Source organism: Streptomyces sp. NEAU-YJ-81, from assembly GCF_017592595.1.
GTDB lineage: Bacteria > Actinomycetota > Actinomycetes > Streptomycetales > Streptomycetaceae > Streptomyces > Streptomyces hygroscopicus_B.
Map to the genome: position 1 here is coordinate 109,283 of NZ_JAGFNO010000009.1, position 17,657 is coordinate 126,939.

The following is a 17,657-nucleotide window of genomic DNA, read 5'->3' on the forward strand; positions in this document are numbered from 1 at the left end:
AGAGCGTCGACTGCGGCGACCGACAACTCTGGTCGAACGCAGGTTGATTGGCGTTGACCGATGTTGAGGGGGGTGGCCTGCGTGGCCCAGACGAAGAAGAAGGACTCCGCTCCGCCTACCGTGCAGTACTTCGCCGCTGTCCTGCGGCTTCTGCGCGAGCGGGCGGGGCTGACCCAGGACGAGCTCGGCGCGCTCATGAACTACACCGGGTCGGCGGTGAGCGCCGTGGAGACATGCGCCAAGCCGCCGACGGACGAGTTCATCGACGCGGCCGAGAAGGCACTGGACGCGGGCGGGTTGCTGCGCTCTGCGATCAAGTATCTAAAGCTTGAGCGGTATCCGGCTCACTTCCAGGGTTTCGTTCAGTTGGAGCAGGAAGCGCTGAGCGTGTCGTCGTACTGCACGCACCTGATCGACGGTTTGCTCCAGACCCAGGAGTACGCCCGCGCCCTGTTCGACTACGCATTCCCGCCCGTCGACGAGGACGAGGTGGAACGCCTGGTTGCGGCTCGTATGGACCGCAAGGCCCTCCTCGATCGCAAGCCGGTAGCAGTGGTGAGCGCGGTCCTCGAAGAGGCGGCGTTGCGCCGATTGGTCGGCGGGCCAGAGATCGCGCGTCCGCAGTACGAGCACCTCATCGCATGCGCTGCCCGCTCCAATGTCGTCGTCCAGGTCATGCCGACGAGCCGTGCCGGACACGCCGGACTCCCCGGTCCGATGAAGCTGATCGAGACCCCGGAGGAGACGCCACTCGTCTATCTGGAAGGTCAGGGCAAGAGCATCCTGGTATCGAAGGCGGACGAGGTAGGCGTCCTCGCCCGGCGCTATGCCATGATCAGGTCTCAGGCTCTCGGGCCAGAGGAATCCGTCGTGTTCATCGAGCAGTTGATGGGTGAGCTATGAGCAGACTCGTGTGGTTCAAGAGCAGCTACAGCGACAACACCGGCGGCGACTGCGTCGAGATCGCCACCACCCCCACCACCATCCACATACGCGACTCCAAGAACCCCGAAGGCCCCCACCTCCGCATACCCGCTACCGCCTGGGCCGACTTCCTGACCTTCGCGAGGGCTTGAGAAGAGCCGCCAGCTCGGAACCGAGCGGGTGTTGCCGGTCGAAGCCGGGGAGGATCAGGAATGTCGCACTGGCGGTTGTGGTGGTGAAGGGCAGCAGTGCGTCGGAGGTGTCCATGTGGGTGAGGGTGGCGGTGAAGGTCCGCAGGTCGTTCTGGAAGCTGATGAAGAGCAGGCCGGGGGCGGGCTCGTCGGTGCTGTAGGAGCGGCGGAGCATGAGCCCGACCCCGACCACGGTGGCGTGCGCTCTGCGCACGTGGGCGTCCGCGGGGACGAGATAGCGCCCGTCCGGTGTCTTGGCTCCGAGTTGCGGGCCCGAGGCGGCGGTGCCGCCGGAGAGGGGGACGCCGCTGGCCCGGCGCCGCCCGAAGACCGCTTCCTGTTCCGCTACGGAAAGGGCGGCGAACCGCGGCAGGTCGAGTTCCATACGCCGCAGTACGGCAAGGGTGCCGCCGGCGACCGCAGGGGCCCCGCCAGCCACAGGTCGCGTTGTTGTTCGGCGGTCGTGTGCGGGCCCACGATGCCATCGATGAAACCGAGCGGGTTGCGTGGCGCGGTGAGGCCGTTGCCGACGGACACGTTCGTACCGCGGCGTGCGGACTGGCGCCAGCGTTCGCGGATGCGGTCACCGGCCTGGTCCAGAAGCGCGGCGGCGACGACCGGTAAGAGCAGCGCGTCGCTGGCACAGATCTGTATCAGCAGGTCACCGCCGCGTGCTTGCGAGGCGATCCGCTCGCGGGAGAATCGCGGGAGGTCGGCCGCGCCGGGCAGCGAGGCACCGGCCGCGCCCACCAGCCGGGGGCCCACGCCGACGGTCACGGTGAGGTCGCCCGGCGGCAGGCCCAGCAGCCGCGTGTCGGTCCCCGCCGTGAGTGTGCGGATGGCCTGGCCGAGTTCGGCCAGCAACGGGCCGGGAGCCACGGTGGCACCGAGGTCGGCCACCACGGCGAGCAGGTTGGGCTGGGCCGGCTGGGGGAGCGTGATGCCTGCCTGATGGCGGCCCGTCGCCGGAACCGGCATTGGCGTGGCCCCTGGGGTAGGGGCGTGCCGGCCTGGCTGGGCGGAGTCCGATGTGCACCCGGCGGTAAGACCGGCGGCCATCATGGCGCCGGTGACATCGAGGAACGTGCGGCGTGACGGGTGGTGATCGGCGCGGCGCATGGGGTGCAGAGTGCCACACCCCAATCGCGCGCGCGGGTCAACCTCGCGATTCTGGCGTGGAATTGTGCGTCATGCCAGACTGGGATCATGCCTCGATTAGCTCTTCGCGTGTTGGCGGCGGTAGTGGGCACGCTGACACTGGTGGCCGGCTGCGGCGGCGGCGATGGCGATGGCGGATCGGGCAAAGGCCGACGTCCGGCCGGTGCGCATGTGACGATCGCAGTACCTGCCGATGCCCCGACGATCTCGGATGCGGTGTCCTTGGCTCGGCCCGGTGACCTGGTGCTGGTCGCGCCGGGCGTGTACCACGAGTCGGTGAAGATCGACACGGAGCGCATCACTCTTCGCGGTTTGTCCCGGCACAAGGTCGTCATCGACGGGCGGTTGCGGCAGCCGAACGGCGTCGTCGTCTCGGCGCCCGGGGTGGCCGTGGAGAACCTGACCGTGAAGAACAACACGCAGAACGGGGTCCTGGTCACCGGTTCGGCGAAGGCGGCCGCCGGCCTGCCGGGGGGAAGCGGCGGCTACGACACCGGCGACGAGCCCGTCACCTTCCTGAAGTCGTTCCTGGTCTCCCACGTGACCGCGACCCGCAACGGTCTGTACGGCATCTACGCGTTCTCCGCCCAGAACGGTGTCATCGAGCACTCGTACGCGTCGGGCGGCGCCGACTCGGGGATCTATGTCGGCCAGTGCAAGCCCTGCAACATCGTGGTGCGGGACAACGTCGCCGAACTCAACGCGGTCGGTTACGAAGGCACCAACGCCAGCGAGGACATGTACGTGGTCGGCAACCGCCTGGTCGGCAACCGGGTCGGACTCACCACCAACTCCGACCACCAGGAGAAACTGCTCCCGCAGAAGGGCTCCGTCATCGCGGGCAATCTGATCGCCGCCAACCAGCAGACGGCCACCCCGGAACAGGCCGACGGCGGGTGGGGCACCGGCGCCGGCATCGACGGCGGCAGCGACAACCGGTTCATCCGCAACCGCATCGCCGGCAACCGCAACGCCGGGCTGGTGATCACCGCGACCACCGACATGCCTCCGGTCGGCAACCAGATCGTGGACAACACGTTCACCGGCAACGGCGTCGACGTCGGCTGGACGTTCCCCACCGCCACGCGGGGACGGGGCAACTGCCTGCGGGGCAACGATCTGCGCACCACCGTGCCCGCCCGGCTCGCGACGACTGCGGCCTGCCCGCTTCCGGCCGGGTCGTCTTCGCCGGCCGGCACGTGGGCGGCGCCGACGGCACCCGGTGGCATCCCGTTCACCGAGGTCGCGGCGCCTGCTCCGCAGCCGCAGTTCCCCGACGCCGCCACCGCGGGCGCCACCGCTCTCCCGCCCGTCCCGGCGCTGCCGAAGACGGAGGGCATCCGGCTGCCGCCGACGTCCCTGCTCGCCGCGAACGCGCGGGTGCGGACGTCCTGAACAGCGGCTACCGGGCCGGGGTGGTTCCGGGTACCGGCTTGACCGGAACGTACTTGTGCGTGTCGAAATCGATGACTACCGGCTCCGGCTGCGAACCCACGCTGACGCGGACCCGGTACATGGTGCCGTCGGAGCCGATCCAGTAGCGCACGTTGCCCGCCGTACCGGAGCGGTCAGGAGAGGACGGTCCGGTCATGACGTCCACCCAGCGCCCGTCCACCTGCTCCCGCCCCCACCAGGCGGCGCCGTTCTGCGGCAGCAGTTCGGCGTTGTCCGGCCGGTCGCCGCCGAGACCGAGCGCGATGGACAGGGAGGTGTCCAGCGCACTGCCGGACGACAGCAGCGGACGGTCGTACCAGCCCGAACGGGGCGGCGACACGGGTGCGTGCGCCGGGGCGTCCGGCATCGGGCGGACGTGCACCGAGGTGGGCGTCCACTGGACCAGCCCGTCGCTGGACTTGTCGCGCCCGGTGCCGTGCACCACGCCGTAACCGACCTTGCGCCGATAGTCGACGGACCCGGTGACGGTCAGCCCGCCGGCAGTGCCCGGCACGGTGATCGTCAACGCGCGGCCCTGCGCCTGGTAGTTACGGAATCGCGTGATCGCCAGCCGGCCGGCCTCATCCGTCGTCAGCGAGCGCCGACCGCCGTGGCCGGAGCCGCCGTCGGCGACCAGGAACGCGGCCACCGCGGCCACCGCGACGGCCGCGATGCCGATGACGGCCGCGGTCCGGCGCGACCGCGGCCATCGGCGCCGGTCAGCCGGACGGCCCGGTGGGGCTTGCCGGATTCTCACGCTCCGCACGCGGTTCGACGCTGACACTCTCCGATTCATCCTTTCGATCACCACACCGTCCGGCCGCCGCGGGCTCGCGGCGGCACTCGGCAGTCCGGTGGCAGACCACGCCAAGGCCGGCCCTCGTGGACCGGCCGAGACGTGAGCTGCCCGTCCGCGCCGTCCGGATCGCGGACGGGCAGATCAGCGTTGTGCGGTTCGTTCAGTGTTGCCGGGCGCGACGATTCCGGGTCACGAACGCGATGACCAGGCCCGCACCCACCAGCAGACCGACGATGCCGATCATCTCCACCAGCCCGGGCGTACCGGTGTTCGCCAGCGAACCCCCGCCTCCACCGTCCGGGGCCGGGTGGTTGCCAGACGGCGCGGGCGGCGGCGTGGAGGCCGCGGGCGGCGTCGGAGTCGGCGTCGGTGTAGGAGTAGTCGGCGTCGGGGTTGGGGTCGGCTCTTCCTTCGGGAGGTACACCCCGGCGTCGATCGTGTGATCGACCCCGCCCGGCTTGTCCGGCGCCGTGACAGGCGCGTAGCCGTCGCACAACGGTCCGGTGGTCGGCGAGGTCACATTGGAGTCGTGCCCACGGTTGGCACCGGCCCGCGGGAGCGTGAACCTCAGCTCGCGCGCCGGGGGCTGCTCGGGCACCTGGCTGGTGTCCGCGGTGCACACGTCGAACTGCACCCTGTACTTCGCGCCCGGCGTGAGCTCGTACGCGGCGCCGACACCGCCGAAGTAGTACTCGCCGGCGGCATTGGTCCTGGTCGTGGCGACCTGTTTGCCGTCCGCGTCCAGCAGGTTGATCGTCGCCCCCGGCAGCAGCACGTGCCCCGGGTCCTGGATCCCGTTGTGGTCGCCGTCGAACCACACGACGTTGCCGATCTGGATCGGCGCGTTCGCCGCCGCGTACGCGATGTCACCGAGCCCGCCGGCCTTGCCGAACCCGCCTTGTTGCTGGCTGACGAACTGGAACCCGTTGGCGGTCGGGTTGTTGCCCGGGCCCTGACCGGTCGTGATGTTGTGGTACCCGGTCCCTGAGGTCGCGACGTTGACGACCGGGTCGAACTCCGTGCTGGCTACCCACTGCTGCTGCGGGATATAGGCCACCGACCCCAGCGCGGTCTCCTGGTGCGCGTTGGCGTAGAAGTCGCCCGGGAAGTATTCGACGACACCGGCGGGCTGGCCGCCATTGTTGGCGGGGGTGGCGTGGTTGGGGCAGCTCCCGGTGCCTTCCCACTGGTATTCGCCGGTGGGAGTGGCGCAGACCATGGTGATGTCACCACCGGACATGCCGTTTTCCGCCGTGTCGTTCCCCGGGCGGGGGTCCAGCCCTCCCCAACTGAGCACGTCCATGAACCGGTCGCGGAAACCAAGGATCATCGAGCCGTCGCGGCCGAAGGCGAGGGAGGCCAGCTCCGGCTGCGGATCGATGAAGACGTTGCCCGACTTCCGGTCGTCCCACGTGTCCGGGCTGGTGTTCCACGGGTTCCAGTGGGTGGCCTTGTCGCCGGAACCGAAGACGCTGCCGCGTTCGTCCGTGAGCGGGTGGCTCAGCACCGTGGTGAACCGCTTGCCGTCGTAGGTGGAGACGAAGGCTTTCAGGTCCGCGCGCTGCTGCGTGCTCTCCGCGCTGCACACGCCGCCGACGTACAGCGTGTTGTTGTGGGACTGGAGACCGAACGGCCGCCAGTCGTCGGGGCTCGCGCACCCCGGGTCCGGGATCGGGACCGTCGACTTGGGCGCCGCGGCGGTGGCCCCTGTCGCGTCGAAGCTCACCAGGCTGCGGGTCCGCAGGTTCACCGCGTACAGCGTGGAGCCGTCCTCCGACAGGGCCAGACCACCGATGCTCTCTTTGCCCGGCGCGTCGGTGAACCCGGGATCCTTGATCATGTTGGCGGTGTCGTGCCGCGTCACCGCGGCGTCCGGCACCCGCGCGAACAGCTCCGGCGCACCCGAGCCGTTGACCGGCACCGTGTAGATCGCGCCCCCGCCCTGCGGCCCGTACGGGGCGTACCGGCGGGCGAACGCGCTCTGGAACAGCCGGGTCCGGTCCTTGTCGTACGCCAACCCGAACGTCGTGCCCACCTGGTCCTGCGTGGCCAGCGTGGTCGGGCACGCCACATCAGTGGGACACGTGCCCCGGGCCTTCGTCCCGAACGCCACCAACGCCCGGTTGTCGGTCCCGTTGGCGCCGTTGTGGATCGGCACGAAGTACCGCGAGTCCGGCAGCGCGTAGTCGGCCGGATCCCACACCCCCGTCACCACCGAGGCGTTCTTTTCGTCCGACACATCCACGAACGACGTGAAGCTGTCGAAGTGGTTCTCCGCCGTCGACGCAGGCGCCGCCCGCAGATAGTCGCTGTACGGTGCCGGGATGCTGACGTCGACGCGGTACTGGCCGCCGCTCAGCACGGTCGACTGCGCCACCACGACCTTTCCGGTGGCATCCGTGACGCCGGTGACAACGTGCCCAGCGGGATCGGAGATCTCCACTTTCATGCCCCGCTGCGGCACGTCCATCGTCGCGTTGATCACGCCGGTGCCGAAGAAGTCGCGCAGCACCTCAACCGTCAGCGTGCCGTCGGCGGTCGAAGCGGCGGCCGGTCCAGCCGTCGCTCCCACGGCGCCGCCTGCCAGCAAAAGAACAGATAACGCGATGCGCGCCGGCGGCTCCACGAGCCTCCGGGCTAACCGGCGCGAGTCTCTGCCGAGTCGGTTCATGGCATCACACTCCACACTTCTCTTGTCGTGAAAACAGACCCCAGGCGCGGACGCCGGTCGCGAACGTCACGGCAGAAAAAAGGGCCCACTGCTATTGCGTGGACCGCTTTGTGATGATCGCATGAGGATATTGTGGGTGAGTTGTAAGCGCTGTAGACCAAGAAAAGCGAACGCGTGTTCACGATCTCGGGCAGGATCGCCCTGGGTTGCGTGTTTTTGCAGCTCAATCACGGTGCCTTCGCCCCCACCCCCGACCTCGCCGACCGCCATCGCGAGCAGCGCGCGATATCCTATCCCCTGGAGTCTCGCCGTCACCAGCAGAACCCCTCGCATTCATCGGGATCCGCGATAGTCTCCGGGCGCTCAGAGAATGGCGATCGGAAGAATGTGCGACAGCGCGGTGATGGCCGAATCTGGTCCCGTCGGGTCCCTGCCGTCCGGAGTCCGCTACGAGGCCACCGTCCAACTCACCTTGATACGGCAGGCACTGCACTGTCACCACATCTCAAACACGCCCTAGCCGCGGGTGTTCCGGCAGTCGGATCCCGAGCCGCCGGCCGAGTCGGGCTGGGCCGCGCCGGCGCTGACTCCAGCGGTCACGCTGTCCCCGGGGGATCCCACCGACAATCTGGAGTCGCACTGATTGTCTTGGTCCGGCCCCAGGGTGGTGAAGCCGCGGAAGAATTCGTCGGGAAGGCCGGGCCACTGCTGGGCCTGTGCCGCGTTGACGCCTCCGAAAGCCAGGGCGCAGATAACGGAAGTACCCAGCACCCATACGCGAATGAGCTTCTTCACCAGAGCCACCTTCTCGAAAAGCTCGATAATTCGGTCGGCCAATGTTGCCCCGCAGCCTGCCCAACGGCCGCGATCAGCGGCAGGAACGACACGACCGCTTAGTGTGGTCGCGCCGGAACATCAGGCCCGCCCGTGGGCCCGTTGTGCGCGGCGGGACAGGGAGTCGACGACGACGGCGAGCAGCAGCACCCCGCCGGTGATCATGAACTGCACGGCGGTCTGGATGTCCATGAGCGCCACGCCCGAGGCGATCGACTGGATGACCAGCACGCCCAGCAGCGCGGACCAAGTGCTGCCGCGGCCGCCGAAGAGGCTGGTGCCGCCGATGACGGCCGCGGCGATGGCGTTCATCAGCAGGTCGGTGGTGACCGATGTCTGGCTGACCGAGTTGATCCGGGAGGCCAGGAACAGGCCGCCGATGGCGGCCATCGTGCTCGACATCATGAACGCCGAGGTCCGCACCCAGACCACATTGACCCCGGCGCGGCGGGCCGCCTCGACCCCGCCGCCCAGCGCGAAGATCATCCGCCCGTAGGCCGTGCGGCGCAGGACGTAGTCGAGGATGACGAGGACGACCAGGAAGATCAGGAGGGCGAGGGGCAGGCCCTGGAACTGGTTGAGCACATACGCGGCGGCGAAGGCGATCACCGCGAGCACCCCCGTGCGCAGGGCGATCTCGGCCGGGGAGCGGGCGGGCACTCCGGCGGCGCGGCGGCGGGTGACGTCCCGCCAGGCGGTCAGGAAGTATCCGGCCGTGCCGAGCGCCGCCAGGGCGTAGGCGGCGACGACATCGGAGAAGTAGAAGTTGGTCAGCTGGGCGACCAGGCCCTGATCGTCGAGGTTGATGGTGCCGTAGGCGCCCATGATGGCGAGCATCAGGCCGTACCACCCCAGCAGTCCGGCGAGGGTGACCACGAACGCGGGGACGCCGACCACGGCGGTGAAGAAGCCGTGGACGAAGCCGACCGCCGTACCGCAGAGCGCGGCCAGGACGATGGCGGGTGGCTCGGGCATGCCGTAGTTGACGCTCAACACGGCGAACAGGGCGGAGGCCAGGCCGCTCACCGAGCCCACCGACAGATCGATCTCGCCGATCAGCAGGACGAAGATCACGCCGACCGCGATCATGCCGGTGCCGACGATGTCCACGCTGAGGTTGGAGAGGTTGCGCGGGGAGAGGAAGTGAGGGTTGAGGATCTGGAAGATCAGCCAGATCGCGAGCAGTCCGAGCACGACCGGGACGGAGCCGAGCGCTCCACCGCCCAATTTCCGCCCGAACGCGTCGGCGAAGCGTTCGGCACCGTGCGCGCTGGGTCCGCCGATCCCGCCGGGCACGCTCACAACTCCCCCTCCCGTGTCCCCCGCCGCGTCACCGCGTTGTCGGAGGCGCCGGTGATGGAGGAGACGATCTGCTCCTGGGAGGTGGTGGTGACGTCGAAGAACCCGTTGTTGCGGCCCAGGCGCAGCACCGCGACCCAGTCCGCGACGGCCTTGACATCGCCCAGGTTGTGGCTGATCAGCAGCACCCCGAGCCCGCGTTCACGCAGCCGTTCCACCAGATCGAGGACCTGGGCGGTCTGCTCGATGCCGAGGGCGGCGGTGGGCTCGTCCAGCATGACCAGGCACGGCTCGCCGAGCAGCGCCCGGGAGATGGCGACGGTCTGCCGCTGGCCTCCGGAGAGGGCGGCGACGGGCCTGCGCACATCGGGGATGCGGATGGCGAGGGTGGCCAGCAGATCGCGGGTACGGCGCTCCATCTCCACCTCGTCCAGGATGCCGATCCGGGTGATCTCACGGCCGAGGAAGAGATTGCCGACGACGTCGAGGTTGTCGCAGAGCGAGAGGTCCTGGTAGACGGTGGCGATCCCCAGATGCTGGGCGTCGTGCGGGCGGCCGATGTGGACGGGGTGGCCCTGCCATTCGAGGGCGCCCGTGTCGGCCGGTTCGACCCCCGCGATCACCTTGACCAGGGTGGACTTCCCCGCGCCGTTGTCACCCACCAGGGCGATGACCTCACCGGCGTGGATCTCCAGATCGACGTCCGTGAGCGCCTCGACCGCGCCGAAGCGCTTGAAGACGCCACGCAGCGCCAGCAGGGGCGGGGCCGACTGTTGAGCCATCCGCGCCTCCCTTCATCCCGCGTCGTGCGATGAGCCGTCCCGCCCGATGAGCCCGGCCTTGCGGCAGTCATCCGCATACTTCTTGGTGCATATCTGATCGACGCGATACAGACCGTCCTTGATGACAGTGCTCCTGATGTTGTGCACGGTCAGGGCCACCGGGTTGAGCAGCACCGTGGGGATGCCACGGGCGCTGGCGCTGTTCACCCGCTGCTTGGCGATCCCGCTGAGCGATCTGCCGTGTCCCAGCGCGACGGCCATCTCCGCGGCGGTGTACGCCTCGGGCTTGAACGGCTTGTAGACGCTCATGTACTGCTGGCCCGCGACAATCCGCTGAACGGCCGCCAGCTCGGCGTCCTGGCCGGTGACCGGGGGCAGCGGATGGATCCGGGCCGTCCTGAGCGCGGTGATGACGCCCGAGGCCAGGCCGTCGTTGGCGGCGAGGACGCCGTCGATGGCATGGGGGCCCAGGGTGGCGATGGCGGCGGACATGTTGCGGTTGGCGTTCTCCGGCCGCCAGCCGACGGTCTCGTAGGACTTGACGATCTTGACCTTGCCCTGGAGGACGGACCGCGCGCCCCGTTCGAACCAGTCCGCGTTGGGGTCGGTCGACGAGCCGTTCATCATGACGACCTGGCGGTTCTTGGGGTTCGGGCCCAGCGCCTTCAGCAGCGCCTCGCCCTGGAGCCGGCCGACGCGTCCGCCGTCGAAGGAGACATAGCCGGAGATGGGCCCCTCCGCGAGACGGTCGTAGGCGACGACCGGGACGTTGGCGCGGCGGGCCTGGATCACGGAGTGGCGGACGGCCTTGGTGTCCACCGCGTCCAGGATGAGCACATCGATCCCGTTCGTGATCATGGCTTCGATCTGGTTGCGCTGGGCGACTGGATCGTGCTGGGCGCTGGAGTAGTTCACCGCGCAGCGCGGGCAGAGCTCCTCGACCCGCTTCTGGATCAGGCGCCTGTCGAAGCGCTCGAAACGGACGATCTCGTTCTCCGGGAGCAGCAGCCCGATCCGCAGCGCCCCGTGGTGGTGCCCGCGCGCCCCGACCGTCTCCCCGACCTGGGCCGCCTTGCCGCATGCGGCGAGGGATACGGCAAGGACCAGGCCCGCCGTGACGGCGACGGCCGCGCGGAGGCGATCGCGCGTCCGGGAGCGCGTACGGGGATGCGTACGCGAGTGCGTGCGCACCCGCGTGCGCGCGTACGCACGGGCTCGCGCCTGGGCGTGCGTACCGGAGCGCCTCATCGCCTCGTCCTCCTCCGTCCCGTCCCCCTCCTCCCCGGCTTCCCCTCCCTCTGCCGTTCGGCGCTCGCCTCGGCCGGTCCTTCCGGGAGCTCCGCCGGGGGGCCGTCAGGGGCGCCGCCCCCAGGCCCGCCGCGGGGCTCCTCCTGCGGGGACGACAAGCCGATCTCACCCCAGACCTGCTTGCCCCCGCTCAGCGGCACCGAGCCCCAGGTCTGCGACATCGCCTCGATCAGCAGCAGCCCCCGCCCGCCGGTCGCCTCCCAGTCCACGGTCGCCGGTTTGACGGGGGTGCGCGGCGAGGGGTCGTTCACCGCGATCCGCAGCCGGTCGGCGGTCAGCGTCAGATTCAGCCGCACCTCGCCCCGGGTGTGCACCAGGGCGTTGGTGACCAGCTCGGAGGTGACCAGCAGCGCCACGTCCAGTTCGTCCGCCAGGCCCCAGTTGCGCAGGGTGCGCGCGGTGAAGCGGCGGGCGTGCATCACGGCGTCGGGCAGCCGCCACACCGTCCAGCTCGCCCGGATGGGCCGCACCCGCATCCCGTCGTAGCGCAGCAACAGCAGCGCGACGTCGTCGTCGCGGCGGCTGTGTCCGCCGAGCAGTTCGTCCGCCACCCCTCCGGGGTCGGCGGCGTCGGCGCGGGCGAGCGCCTGGCGCGCCCGGCGCATACCGTCGTCCAGGTCGAGCCGGGCGGACTCGACCAGGCCGTCGGTGAGCAGGGCGAGCAGAGTGCCGGAGGACAGCCCGGCCGCGGTCATCGGGAACTCGGCGTCCGCGACCACGCCCAGCGGCGGGCCGCCCTCGACGTCGAGCTCCTCGGTGGTGCCGTCCGGGTGGCGCAGCAGCGGCTGGATGTGTCCGGCCCGGACGAACCACGCCTCGCCCTCCTCCATGTCGAGGTCGGCGTAGCAGCAAGTCGCGAAGAGATCGGTCTCCATACCGACGAGGAGGCGGTTGGCGTGCGCCACGACCACATCGGGCGGATGGCCCTCCACGGCGTAGGCCCGGATGGCGGTGCGCATCTGGCCCATGATGGTGGCGGCCGCGGCGCTGTGGCCCTGCACATCCCCGATGACCAGGGCCACATGGCCGTCGGCCAGCGGGATCACGTCGTACCAGTCGCCGCCCACCTCCAGGCCCATCGTCGCGGGCAGATAGCGGGTGACGGCCACCCCTCCGGGCAGCTCCGGCAGCTTCCGCGGCAGCAGGCTGCGCTGGAGCATGGTGGCCAGCTCGTGCTCGGCGTCCAGCGCGTGGGCGCGCACCAGGGCCTGCCCCACCAGACCGGCGGTCGCGGTCAGCAGTGAGCGCTCCTCCGGGCCGAACTCATGCCGCCGCTCCCATCCGATCAGGCACACGCCGACGATCCGGCCGTCCGCCGGGAGCGGGAGGACGGCGAGGCCGCCGGGGCCGATACCGGCGAGTCCGGGTTCGAGGGCGGCGCCTTCGGGCCAGATGCTGACCTGGCCCTCCCGCAGCGCCTCGGCCAGCGTGGGCAGGGCATGGCTGGGCAGCTCGGGCCATTCGGACCGCCAGGCGGCGCGCCACACCTCGGGCCAGGCGGCGGGTTCGGCGGGGGCGAGGACGCCGACCACCAGTTGATCGGCCTGGACCTCGGCGACCGCGACCCGGCCCGCCCCGAGCGGATCGCGCAGCGCGCCGACCACCGCCCGGCCCACGTCCCGGACGGTCGTGGCCCCGGCCAGGGCGGCGGACAGCCGCTGCACCAGGGACACCTCGTCGGCGCGGGGCCGCAGATACGAGGTCTCCGCGACCACGCCGAGCATGCGCCGGGGTGTGCCGTCCGGCCCCGTCTCGACCTGGGCGCGCAGGCCCAGCCAGCGCAGTTCACCGTTGGGCCGGCGGATCCGGAACTCGAGCTGCGCGGTGCCGGAGGTCAGCACGTCGGGCTCCAGGACCGACATCAGGGCGGGCACGTCGTCCGGGACGGTGACCGCCAGCAGGGTCTCCACCCGTCCGTCGAAGTCCTCCCCCGCGATGCCGAAGAGGTCGAGCACCTGGGTGTCGGCGGTCATCCGCCCGCTGCCGAGGTGCAGCGCGAACGAGCCGACCCGCAGCCGGTCCAGGGTGGGGCCGGGGAGGTCGGGATGCGGCTGGGTGAGCGCCTGCGGCCCGGCCGCCTCGACCCCGGCGGCCACATGGTGGGCGTAGAGCTCGATGAAGCCCCGGCGGTCGGCGTCGATGCCGCCGGGTGCCTCGTCCACCACCACCAGACACCCCAGCCCCTTGCCGTCCCCGCCGAGCGGCAGCACCCCCAGCGAGACGCCGGGCGTGGTGGGGGTTTCAGGCGTGGTGGGGCCCGTGGGGCCGTAGGCGGCGAGTTCGGTGGGGGTCAGCCACAGGGGGCGCCCCGCGCGGAAGGCGTCGGTGACGGGCGAGCGCCCGGACAGCGGGTAGTGGGCCGGCAGCGCGTACGACCGTCCGGCGCTGCGCACCGTCTCGGCCAACCGCAGCTCGGTACCTTCCGCGTCCAGCACATAGACAGCCACCACCGCGGTCCCCGTGAACGTCAGCACATGCCCCGTCACAGCACGCCTGCACCGCCTCCGTGCGCGGACCGCCGGTCTCGTGGGGCGTACCCGGGCCCTTGATCGGCCTTCGCGCGGCGACCGGTCACGACCACCGGCGGGGCCTTCGCTGCCGCGCCCCCTCGAAAGGGTTGGCGCCTCTCCTCAAAGCATGGCACAGCGGGCTGAACCCGGCCATCTCCCCTCGGAATCGGCGGTGCGCGACGGCGAGTCAATGGCGATCGGCGGCACTCGGCGGTGATCGGCGATGCGGGAAACTGAGCGGCATGGTGGATCTGCGGGTGGTCACGACAGACGACTGGCCCCTGTGGCGGGACGTCCGCCGGGCCGCGCTGGCCGAGGCGCCGCACGCCTTCAAGTCCCGGCTCGCCGACTGGCACCGCGGCGGCGAGGAGCGGTGGCGCGCCCGGCTGGAGACGCCGGGCGCCCACCACGTCGTCGCACTGCTGGACGGCCGGGCCGTCGGGATGGCGGGCGGCCTGCCCGGGGACGGCGGGCCGCCGGAGCTGAGGTCCGTCTGGGTCAGCCCCGAGGCGCGCGGCCACGGCATCGGCGACCGGCTGATCGCGGCGGTCGAGACCTGGGCCCTGCGGGCGGGCGCCACGGCGCTGCGGCTCGCGGTGCTCCCGGGCAACGCCCCGGCGATCGCCCTCTACGAGCGGCACGGTTTCGTCGCCATCCAGGAGCCGGGGGATCTTCTGGCCGACGGTGTGACCAGGGAGCTGGTCATGGTGAAGGCGCTGCGGCGGAGTTGACCCCGCCGACCCACAGTCGTGAATTCTGTTCATTGATATGGACACGCCATCATCCTTGCCCTACGTTGACTCTTGGTCTAGACCATGATCCATCCAGGGAACGGAACAGACCGGAGGTGGGCCCATATGCCCGCGTTACGCACCAGACGCACCAGGCACACCAGGACGGCCATGGCCGTCGCCGCACTCATGGGGATCCTGACAGCGGGGGTCGCGTCCGGAGGGACGGCCACGGCGAAGGAAGCCGCGGCGTCACCGACGGACGGATGGACGCAGACGTCGTTCACATACTCGATGCACAAGCCGTGGAATCTCGACCTGAGCGAGCGCTACCGCTACGACTCGAGCTCGAAGACCCACACGATGTGGGTGAATTCCACCGATGAGCCGCTCGAAGAGGGCAGCGGCACCGATCCGCGCACCGAAATGCGGTGGAAGCAGGAGTACACCTCGGGGCAGCACATGTGGGACGCCGATGTGTATGTGCCGTCCGGTACGAACGGCGCGGACATCATGCAGATCCTGCGGGTCAAGCACCCGAGCGGAACACCGGCCACCGACATCATGTTCCGGGCGTCCAGTGAGAACGGCGGAACGCTCAGGCGCTATACGGACACCGTCATCAAGTCCGGTATCTACAACAAGTGGTGGAACCTGAAGGTGGCCCATGACGCGGGCACCGGAAAGATCCAGGTCTACGCCGACGACAAACTGGTGCTGACGGTCGACGACCGGGGCCCGGCGACCCGCCACTTCAAGAACGGCGTCTATCACCACGGCAACGGCCGGGCCGAGGCCCGGTTCCGCAACATCCGCTATTGGGTCAAGTAGAGGAGTCGGACGGTGTCCACCAAATACCGCGTCATTGCCGGAATCTCGGCCGCCTGCGGACTGCTGCTGGCGGCCTCGGGCGCCGCGCACGCCGAGGTCGAACCGGGCGGCTGGTCGTCCGAGTCGCCGGGGTTCAAGGTGCAGGAGCGGGGGTGCGGGCAGGTCGACAACCTCACCTTCACCCTCACCTGCTCCACCGCGAGCGGGGACCAGCGGGCCGAGCGGCGCTATGACACCTACAACGGGGGAACCCACCAGTTCGAGGGGTACTTCCGGGTCACCAGCATGGGCGGCACCCGGATCAGCCTGAAGCAGACGTTCAACGACACCGACGGCGACGCCGGTCCGTATTTCATGCTCGCGGTCGAGCGGGGCGGGCGGCTGTACGCCGTGCACGGCGGGGACACCCTGTCCAACGCGGGGACGGTCGGGGCCACGGTGCGCGTCAATACGGTGCACGAGGTGGGCGAGGAGCACCGTACGTACATCAACGGCTCGCTCAAGCACACCGTGGACAGCCCCGGCGGCAGCTTCTACGACAAGTTCGGGGCGTACCGCACCAGCAGCGGCAACGGCCCGGCCACCGTGGTGTGGAGCAACGTGAAGTTCTGGCGCAAGTGAGCGGCTCGGTACGCGCCCTGGCGGCGGCGGTTCTCGCCGTCGCCGGGCTTTCCGGAGTCAGCGGGTGTGCCTCCCCGGAAGCCCCCCGGGAACCCCGGACCGGCACCGTGCTCACCGTCACCCGGGTCTCCCCCGTCGACGCGAAGCTGAGCTGGCGCGGGAAGGCGCCGGGCGCCGCGGGGCGGATCGTGGAGTTCGCGACCGAGCCCCGGGGGCCCTGGACGATCCTCACCTTCGCCCCGCTCGGCCAGACCACGTACCAGCACCCGGATCTGCTACCGGAGACCCACTTCTACTACCGGCTGCGGCCGTACTACGGGCCCGCGTCCCGGCCGGTCGACGTCACGCTGCCGAAGGGGTCGTTCACCAAGGCGGAACAGCGCGCGGAGCACGATTGGGCGCCGCCGCGCACCATCCGGCGGGCCGGTGTCCGCACCGGCCCCGCCCGGCGGCCCGCCGCGACCCCGACCGATCTGCGCGCGAAAATCATGCACGCCAACGGCATCCGGTTCACCTGGACCGACCACGCCGAGGGCGAGCGGGGCTATCTGCTGGAGGACCGGCCGCGGGGCGGCGGTTCCTTCCGTCCGGTAGCCGTGCTCGACCCGGACATCAACTCCTTCGGGCTGATCACCCTGCCGAACGAGAAGCGGGCCTCCTACCGGGTCCGGCCCGTGACCTACGGCGAGCGGTCCAACATCGCCCGGCTCGCCACCGGCGAGCGGCCCGCCGGGCGCGGCTGAGCGTCGCCGCCTCAGCCCCCGATGTCGGCCGGGCGCGGCTGAGCGCGGCCGTCTCAGTCCCCGATGTCCGCCGGGGACGGGGCGAGTACCTCCGGCACCGGAGTGTTCCGCGCCCCGGCGATGAGGACATCGAAAGCCCAGGCCAGCCGGTCCTGGGGGGACCCGGACAGCAGCCGCGGGCCGAGCGCGGCGATATGCGGATGGGTCCGCGGTGAGACGTCCCGCACCACCGTGGCGAGCGCCTGCCAGTCCGCTTGGTCCTGGGGGGTGTCGCCGGGGGTCCGGTGGGCGTGCTCGGCCGCGGTCGCGGTGGCGTGCTGCATCAGCAGGTCGAGCAGCCACGCGGCCCGGTCGGGCTCCAGGCCGCCCTCGTCCAGCAGCGCCAGCAGCGCCTCCACCAGATCCAGGTAGTGCTTCCCGAAGGGGCGGGCCACCAGGGCGGACTGGGCGAGACCGGGGTACTCGAACAGCACCGAGGTGTACGAGGTGAGGATCCGCACCAGCCGGTCGTGCCAGTCGCCGTCCGCCCCGGCCGGGCTCAGGTCGACCTCGCCGAGGAGCTCGTCCAGGACCGCCGCGTGCAGCTCGGCGATATTGCGGACGTAGACGTAGAGCGAGGCCGGCCCGGTGTCCAGCTCCTTGGCCAGGCGGCGCATCGTGACCCGCTCCAGGCCCTCGGCTCGCATGAGTTCGACCGTGGTGGCGATGATGCCTTCCCTGGTCAGGGCCGGTTTCGCCGGACGTTCCCGGCGGCTACGCGGGGCGGTGGGATGCGCTGTCATGGCGCCATCGTACCTGCTGGCGAACGCGTTCCTAACAAA

The 17,657-nt window shown here is 70.4% G+C and carries 15 protein-coding genes and 1 pseudogene; 7 read left to right on the plus strand and 9 right to left on the minus strand.

Going from position 1 to position 17,657, the window contains the following annotated elements:
* Positions 1 to 81: 81 nt before the first annotated feature.
* Positions 82 to 903 (plus strand): helix-turn-helix transcriptional regulator, encoded by an 822-nt coding sequence (locus J5X86_RS21525; RefSeq protein WP_308124681.1) that lies wholly within the window; start codon positions 82 to 84, stop codon positions 901 to 903.
* Positions 900 to 1,076 (plus strand): DUF397 domain-containing protein, encoded by a 177-nt coding sequence (locus tag J5X86_RS21530; RefSeq protein ID WP_208518384.1) that lies wholly within the window; start codon positions 900 to 902, stop codon positions 1,074 to 1,076. Before J5X86_RS21525 ends, J5X86_RS21530 begins: the two co-directional genes overlap by 4 nt.
* Here J5X86_RS21530 and J5X86_RS21535 read toward each other — a convergent pair.
* Positions 1,036 to 2,234 (minus strand): annotated as a pseudogene (locus J5X86_RS21535) (Dyp-type peroxidase). The gene J5X86_RS21530 and the pseudogene J5X86_RS21535 overlap by 41 nt on opposite strands.
* 87 nt (positions 2,235 to 2,321) lie before the next feature.
* On the opposite strand from J5X86_RS21535, the gene J5X86_RS21540 reads away from it, so the two are divergent.
* Positions 2,322 to 3,668 carry a nitrous oxide reductase family maturation protein NosD gene (locus tag J5X86_RS21540; protein ID WP_208518385.1) on the plus strand — a complete coding sequence of 449 codons (1,347 nt, stop codon included), beginning with the start codon at positions 2,322 to 2,324 and terminating at the stop codon, positions 3,666 to 3,668.
* Between the two features lie 7 nt (positions 3,669 to 3,675).
* On the opposite strand, the gene J5X86_RS21545 is transcribed toward J5X86_RS21540, so the two are convergent.
* The 7 genes from J5X86_RS21545 to J5X86_RS21575 all read right to left on the minus strand — a co-directional run bounded on the left by J5X86_RS21545 (position 3,676) and on the right by J5X86_RS21575 (position 13,886).
* Positions 3,676 to 4,356 carry a hypothetical protein gene (locus tag J5X86_RS21545; RefSeq protein ID WP_208518522.1) on the minus strand — a complete coding sequence of 227 codons (681 nt, stop codon included), beginning with the start codon at positions 4,354 to 4,356 and terminating at the stop codon, positions 3,676 to 3,678.
* A gap of 310 nt (positions 4,357 to 4,666) precedes the next feature.
* The gene (locus J5X86_RS21550) at positions 4,667 to 7,078 is read right to left on the minus strand and encodes an SdrD B-like domain-containing protein (protein ID WP_208518386.1); all 2,412 of its coding nucleotides are present in this window, start codon (positions 7,076 to 7,078) and stop codon (positions 4,667 to 4,669) included.
* 615 nt (positions 7,079 to 7,693) lie between these two features.
* A complete protein-coding gene (locus tag J5X86_RS21555) occupies positions 7,694 to 7,972 on the minus strand; it encodes a hypothetical protein (RefSeq protein ID WP_208518387.1) in 279 nt (92 codons plus the stop codon).
* A 120-nt stretch (positions 7,973 to 8,092) separates the two neighbouring features.
* A complete protein-coding gene (locus J5X86_RS21560; protein WP_208518523.1) occupies positions 8,093 to 9,307 on the minus strand; it encodes a sugar ABC transporter permease in 1,215 nt (404 codons plus the stop codon).
* Between the two features lie 2 nt (positions 9,308 to 9,309).
* Positions 9,310 to 10,092 carry an ATP-binding cassette domain-containing protein gene (locus J5X86_RS21565; protein ID WP_208518388.1) on the minus strand — a complete coding sequence of 261 codons (783 nt, stop codon included), beginning with the start codon at positions 10,090 to 10,092 and terminating at the stop codon, positions 9,310 to 9,312.
* Positions 10,093 to 10,104: 12 nt separating this feature from the next.
* Positions 10,105 to 11,340, minus strand: a complete 1,236-nt coding sequence (locus J5X86_RS21570) for a sugar ABC transporter substrate-binding protein (protein WP_208518389.1) — start codon at positions 11,338 to 11,340, stop codon at positions 10,105 to 10,107.
* Positions 11,337 to 13,886 (minus strand): SpoIIE family protein phosphatase, encoded by a 2,550-nt coding sequence (locus J5X86_RS21575; RefSeq protein ID WP_374229277.1) that lies wholly within the window; start codon positions 13,884 to 13,886, stop codon positions 11,337 to 11,339. The genes J5X86_RS21570 and J5X86_RS21575 overlap by 4 nt, the downstream gene beginning before the upstream one ends.
* A gap of 266 nt (positions 13,887 to 14,152) precedes the next feature.
* Between J5X86_RS21575 and J5X86_RS21580 the strand changes: the two genes are divergently transcribed.
* From J5X86_RS21580 to J5X86_RS21595, 4 genes are all read left to right on the plus strand, one after another.
* On the plus strand, positions 14,153 to 14,641 hold the full coding sequence (locus tag J5X86_RS21580) for a GNAT family N-acetyltransferase (RefSeq protein ID WP_208518390.1): 489 nt from the start codon (positions 14,153 to 14,155) through the stop codon (positions 14,639 to 14,641).
* Between the two features lie 126 nt (positions 14,642 to 14,767).
* Complete coding sequence (locus tag J5X86_RS21585) at positions 14,768 to 15,472, plus strand: cinnamyl alcohol dehydrogenase (protein ID WP_243981026.1); 705 nt, start codon at positions 14,768 to 14,770, stop codon at positions 15,470 to 15,472.
* Positions 15,473 to 15,484: 12 nt separating this feature from the next.
* Positions 15,485 to 16,093 carry a hypothetical protein gene (locus J5X86_RS21590; RefSeq protein ID WP_208518391.1) on the plus strand — a complete coding sequence of 203 codons (609 nt, stop codon included), beginning with the start codon at positions 15,485 to 15,487 and terminating at the stop codon, positions 16,091 to 16,093.
* Positions 16,090 to 16,836 carry a fibronectin type III domain-containing protein gene (locus J5X86_RS21595; protein ID WP_308124683.1) on the plus strand — a complete coding sequence of 249 codons (747 nt, stop codon included), beginning with the start codon at positions 16,090 to 16,092 and terminating at the stop codon, positions 16,834 to 16,836. Before J5X86_RS21590 ends, J5X86_RS21595 begins: the two co-directional genes overlap by 4 nt.
* Positions 16,837 to 16,889: 53 nt before the next feature.
* On the opposite strand, the gene J5X86_RS21600 is transcribed toward J5X86_RS21595, so the two are convergent.
* Positions 16,890 to 17,618, minus strand: coding sequence for a TetR/AcrR family transcriptional regulator (locus tag J5X86_RS21600; protein ID WP_208518392.1), 729 nt, complete (start codon positions 17,616 to 17,618; stop codon positions 16,890 to 16,892).
* Positions 17,619 to 17,657: the final 39 nt, after the last annotated feature.

What these genes read in the sequence shown, in the direction of transcription:
- J5X86_RS21530 (WP_208518384.1), top strand. Translation starts at nt 900, where the DNA reads ATGAGCAGACTCGTGTGGTTCAAGAGCAGCTACAGCGACAACACCGGC.
- J5X86_RS21540 (WP_208518385.1), top strand. Translation starts at nt 2,322, where the DNA reads ATGCCTCGATTAGCTCTTCGCGTGTTGGCGGCGGTAGTGGGCACGCTG.
- J5X86_RS21565 (WP_208518388.1), bottom strand. Translation starts at nt 10,092, where the DNA reads ATGGCTCAACAGTCGGCCCCGCCCCTGCTGGCGCTGCGTGGCGTCTTC.
- J5X86_RS21570 (WP_208518389.1), bottom strand. Translation starts at nt 11,340, where the DNA reads ATGAGGCGCTCCGGTACGCACGCCCAGGCGCGAGCCCGTGCGTACGCG.
- J5X86_RS21580 (WP_208518390.1), top strand. Translation starts at nt 14,153, where the DNA reads ATGGTGGATCTGCGGGTGGTCACGACAGACGACTGGCCCCTGTGGCGG.
- J5X86_RS21585 (WP_243981026.1), top strand. Translation starts at nt 14,768, where the DNA reads ATGCCCGCGTTACGCACCAGACGCACCAGGCACACCAGGACGGCCATG.
- J5X86_RS21600 (WP_208518392.1), bottom strand. Translation starts at nt 17,618, where the DNA reads ATGACAGCGCATCCCACCGCCCCGCGTAGCCGCCGGGAACGTCCGGCG.